Below are 4922 nucleotides of genomic sequence, written 5' to 3' on the forward strand. Positions count from 1 at the left end.
AGACGAATGAGCGTATTGGCATCATCTTTCTGACAGCCAAGGTACAGGAACAGGATAAGGTGTATGCCTTGTCTGTAGGAGCTGACGATCATGTGAGCAAGCCTTTCAGCCCGACAGAGCTGATTGCCCGTATTCAATCGCTATTGCGCCGTGTGAACGTACATCGTGAAACAGCAGCTAAGGTGTCCTTTCAGTCCGGTCCGTTCACGCTGGATTTGATAGCTAAGCAATTTAAGAAAAACGGGCAGCTGATCGAGCTGACACCGACAGAGTTTTCTCTGATTCAGTTTTTTCTGGAAAAAGAAAATACACCGCTCAGCCGTGATGTTCTACTTGACCACGTATGGGGCAAGGAATATATGGGCGATCCGAAAATTGTAGATGTGAATATCCGACGTCTGCGGCAGAAAATTGAAAACAATCCTTCCGAGCCGGCTTTTTTACAAACTGTGTGGGGACATGGATATAAATGGAAGGGTCAGTCTCAATGATCAAAAGGGGGATTGGCCGACAGATTGTGCTTCACTATTTTTTTGTAGTGTTCCTGGCGCTTCTGTTAGTAGAAGTCATATTTATGTTTGCACTCCGGTCATATTATTATGACACCATTTATAAAAAGATCGAAAACCGCATTCAAACGGTAAGTGAATTTGCATCCAAATTCAAGGAGTCCGAGCAATCATTACAATCGTATTTGTTAGATTTTTCTCTGCCCAAAACCGAACTACAAGTGCTTGATGAACAGGGGAATGTAATTGATAACTCGACAAATTTTGCTTCAGATCTAAATGTGCAAACAAGTGATGTGACACAAGCCTTAGCTGGAGATACAGGTAAATGGATCGGAAAGCAACCCAGTACTGGGCAGCAGGTGATGGCGGTATCTCAAAAGCTGGACAATATCGTCGGAGATCAGGTGTATATTATCCGGTATACGACTTCGCTGGAATTAGTAAATGACAAGTTGTTCATTATTACACTATTTTCAGTGGGAGTCATGGCAGCTGTACTGATCATTGTATTTGTAGTGAGTACAGGGCTTGCCAACTCTATTGTCAGACCGATTAACAATATTCGCGACGTATCTGCTCAGATGGCCCAGGGGCGATTTGATGCACGTATCAAAGGCGACTATCGTTATGAGCTGGGAGAACTGGCATCGACGTTAAACTACATGGCCCAGGAGATTGTCAGAACCAATCAGATCAAGGATGATTTCATTTCTTCCATTTCACATGAGCTGCGTACGCCGCTTACTTCCATTAAGGGCTGGAGTGAAACATTGAATTCTGGCGGGTATGACCCGGAAGAGACAAAAATCGGAATGCAGATTATTTCCAAGGAAACGGATCGCCTAATTGGCTTGGTAGAGGAAATTCTCGATTTTTCCAAACTGGAGCAAAATGCCATGAAGCTTGTAATGGGAACAGTTGATCTTCGAGAACTTTTACAGGAAATTATGCTGAACGTATGGGCCAAGGCAGAAATGAAGCAAATTAAGCTCCAGCTGGATTCCGAGGAAGCGGCTTATCTCGTTCATGGAGACGGTAACCGTCTAAAACAGGTATTTTTGAACATTGTGGATAATGCCATCAAATTTTCGCATGAGAGCTCGATTATATATCTGTCTCTTCAACGGATCAAGGGCAATATCGAGGTATCGGTGCAGGATACAGGGATTGGAATTAGTGAAGAAAACCTTGCCAGAGTCAGAGATCGCTTTTTCCAAGTAGACCACCAAAATGGGGGAACTGGTCTGGGTCTGGCTATCTCGCAACAGTTTGTTGAGCGACACCATGGTCAGATGCTTATCAGAAGTGAACTGGGCGCTGGGACTACCATTACAGTTTCATTGCCAGCTTTGCAAGCAGAGTCATCTGTAGAACCACCACAGCTTCCGGAAGGGCAGATTTAAAGCCAAATGTAAGATAGCAAATATAAAAACAGCCAGTCCTCACTAAACAGAGGGCTGGCTGTTTGAACTTTAGGGAAGAGTTATGAAGTAAAGCCTTCCGCACGTAAGCGCGTGTTACGCTCGTAGACTTCTTTTAGCAAACGAGTAGTTTGCGGCCGTACTGCCATTTTCCCAAATACTGTCTCATTGGGTCCGATTACCACAATTTCGCTCGGATTACCTTTAATCACTGCGCCATCACGAATCACAGCACCTTCACCGATGATTGCGTGCTCGATATGCACATTGCGCCCAATACGTGTGTCAGGCATAACGATACTTTCCTTGATGGTTGAGCCTTTTCCCACTTCGACGCCACTAAACACGACGGAGCGCTCAATTTGACCTTCGACTTGGCAGGAATCATGCAGGAGGCTACCCAATGTTTGCATTTTACGACCAGGCACCTTTTGCGCGCTCAGCCTTGTGCGGCGTTCACGTGTATACATCGGCCAATCTTGACGCTGAAGGTCAATTGCGCAATTTTCCTTCAGTAAGTCCATGTGGGAGTCCCATAGGCTTTTAACTGTACCTACGTCCTTCCAGTAGCCCTGGAATTCATAAACGTATAAAGATTCTTGATCCGCCAGCATTTTAGGTATAATATCTTTGCCAAAATCATGACTGGATTGAGGGTCCTGTGCGTCTTCCAACAGGTAATTTCTTAAGTAATCCCATTTGAAAAGGTAAATCCCCATAGAGGCCAAATTGCTTTCCGGTTTTTCCGGTTTCTCAGCAAATTCGGTGACGCGCAGATCCTCATCGGCGCTCATAACACCAAAACGGTGTGCTTCATCCCAAGGAACCTCCATAACAGAAATGGTTGCTGCAGCCCCCTTTTCTTTATGATAGTTCAGCATCTCGCGATAATTCATATAGTAAATATGGTCACCGGATAAAATAAGCACATGCTCTGGATTTTGGCTGTCAATATATTCGATATTCTTATGAATAGCATCTGCCGTTCCTAAGTATTCAGCGTTACCTGTATTATAAGAAGGAAGCAGGGTGATTCCTTTGTCATCCGTTTTTGTAAGACCCCACGGAGTTCCATCCCCAATATGTTCGTGCAAGGATTCCGCCTCATATTGCGTCAGTACACCTACAGTATCAATGTTTGAATTTACGCAATTACTGAGAGGAAAATCGATGATTCGGTAATGACCGCCAAAAGGTACGGCGGGTTTTGCAATCGTTGAAGTAAGGGGAGCAAGACGGCGTCCCTCTCCGCCTGCCAGCAGCATGGCAATGCATTCTTTATTAAACATTTCGTTTCCCTCCCGGTTTAGTTGTCTGTTGTAGTACATACATAAACGGTATGGGGTACTCTTGAAACCATCAGGTATATAAGATTCCCCAAAAACTAAGGTTTATTTTTTTCCTAGTCATTTTTCTGTTCATTGTGGCTAGAATGGGGTAATAACTCAGGTCAGCTTTGACCCAAAAGCGAATGCATTACCGATTCATACATTTTTACTTACAAACATAAAGGGGTGGTGACGTGATGACAGACCAAACTCTTCCGCAACAGACGATATCATCGGAAGATATTTATTTGTTTCATGAAGGAACGCTTTATCATAGCTACCGATCTTTGGGTTCCCACCTTACTGTGGAGAACGGAGAACAGGGCGTTCGTTTTACGGTCTGGGCTCCTCATGCTCTCCATGTCGGGCTTGCTACAGATCGCAACAACTGGAATGGGGAACAAGATTCCTTATATAGGGTTCCCAAATCCGGTTTTTGGAGTCGTTTTTTTCCGGGGATATCCCAAGGAACATTTTACAAATACGACATTACAGGCCCAAATGGTGAACGATTTCTAAAGGCAGATCCTTACGCTGTACGTGCTGAAGTGAGACCGGCAACGGCTTCAGTGGTAGCTTCACTGGATGGTTATGTATGGAACGATTCGGCTTGGCGCCGCAAACGTAGAGCACCTTATGGTAAGCCTCTACATATATACGAGCTTCATTTAGGCACTTGGAAGCAAAAAGCAGACGGTACGTTTTATACATACAGGGAGATGGCTGAGCTTCTCGTGCCTTATGTGACTGATATGGGGTATACACATATTGAGTTGATGCCGCTGAGTGAGCATCCGTATGACCTGTCATGGGGCTACCAGCTCACCGGGTATTTTGCACTCACAAGCCGTTACGGTGAACCGCATGATTTTATGTATTTGGTAGATCGTTGTCATCAGGCGGGAATTGGAGTGATTATGGACTGGGTTCCGGCTCATTTTGCCAAGGATGCTCATGGCTTGAGACGATTTGACGGCTCACCGCTGTTCGAATATGCAGACCCGCTCCTTGCGGAAAAGCCGGGTTGGGGAACCCTAACATTCGATTACAGCAAGCCAGAAGTACGTTCTTTTCTGATCTCCAATGCATTGTTCTGGATGGATGTGTACCACATTGACGGTCTGCGTGTGGATGCAGTGACGAGTATGTTGCGGCTGGATTTTGAAAAGCAGGAAGGACAATATTGTCTCAACTCCAAGGGAGGGATTGAAAATGAAGAGGCTATTGCCTTCCTTCAACAGCTGAATGAGACGGTATTTCGCTATTATCCATATGCACTCATGATGGCAGAGGAGTCGAGCGCTTGGCCGATGGTGACCTCCTCAGTAAGCGATGGAGGGCTGGGTTTTAATTACAAATGGAATATGGGTTGGATGAACGATACACTCGATTATATGGAAACAGAGTTTCATCAACGACCCGAGCGCCATAATTTGCTGACATTTCCCATAGCCTATGCGTACAGCGAGAATTTTACACTGCCATTGTCGCATGATGAGGTTGTTCATGGTAAAAAGTCACTGCTTGATAAAATGCCCGGCACTTATGAGCAAAAATTTGCTGGACTACGGGCGCTTCTTGGCTACCAAATGACCTCACCAGGTAAAAAACTCTTATTTATGGGAGGGGAGTTTGGCCAATTTATTGAATGGAAGGATGAA

General features: G+C 44.9%; 4 protein-coding genes. 3 read left to right on the plus strand and 1 reads right to left on the minus strand.

The genetic code is table 11. The annotated features are described in order from the left end of the window. Together AC5V8P_RS23375 and AC5V8P_RS23380 are read left to right on the plus strand one after the other, a co-directional pair. Window positions 1-491, plus strand: a 491-nt coding sequence (locus AC5V8P_RS23375; RefSeq protein ID WP_495473913.1) for a response regulator transcription factor, incomplete at its 5' end; no start/stop codon positions are given. Continuing rightward, entirely contained in the window at window positions 488-1915 is a 1428-nt protein-coding gene (locus tag AC5V8P_RS23380; RefSeq protein WP_063210633.1) for a sensor histidine kinase, read from the plus strand. The genes AC5V8P_RS23375 and AC5V8P_RS23380, both read left to right, overlap by 4 nt. A gap of 80 nt (window positions 1916-1995) precedes the next feature. On the opposite strand, the gene AC5V8P_RS23385 is transcribed toward AC5V8P_RS23380, so the two are convergent. Further along, the gene (locus AC5V8P_RS23385; protein WP_064796526.1) at window positions 1996-3222 is read right to left on the minus strand and encodes a glucose-1-phosphate adenylyltransferase; all 1227 of its coding nucleotides are present in this window, start codon (window positions 3220-3222) and stop codon (window positions 1996-1998) included. A gap of 236 nt (window positions 3223-3458) precedes the next feature. Here AC5V8P_RS23385 and glgB point away from each other — a divergent pair. Then, a partial coding sequence (glgB, locus tag AC5V8P_RS23390; RefSeq protein WP_495473914.1) for a 1,4-alpha-glucan branching protein GlgB occupies window positions 3459-4922 on the plus strand: 1464 nt, incomplete at its 3' end.

Source organism: Paenibacillus sp. N119s (assembly GCF_059447605.1).

Bases quoted from the DNA above. Each gene is read 5' to 3' on its own strand.
- AC5V8P_RS23380 (WP_063210633.1), top strand. From the start codon at position 488: ATGATCAAAAGGGGGATTGGCCGACAGATTGTGCTTCACTATTTTTTT.
- AC5V8P_RS23385 (WP_064796526.1), bottom strand. From the start codon at position 3,222: ATGTTTAATAAAGAATGCATTGCCATGCTGCTGGCAGGCGGAGAGGGA.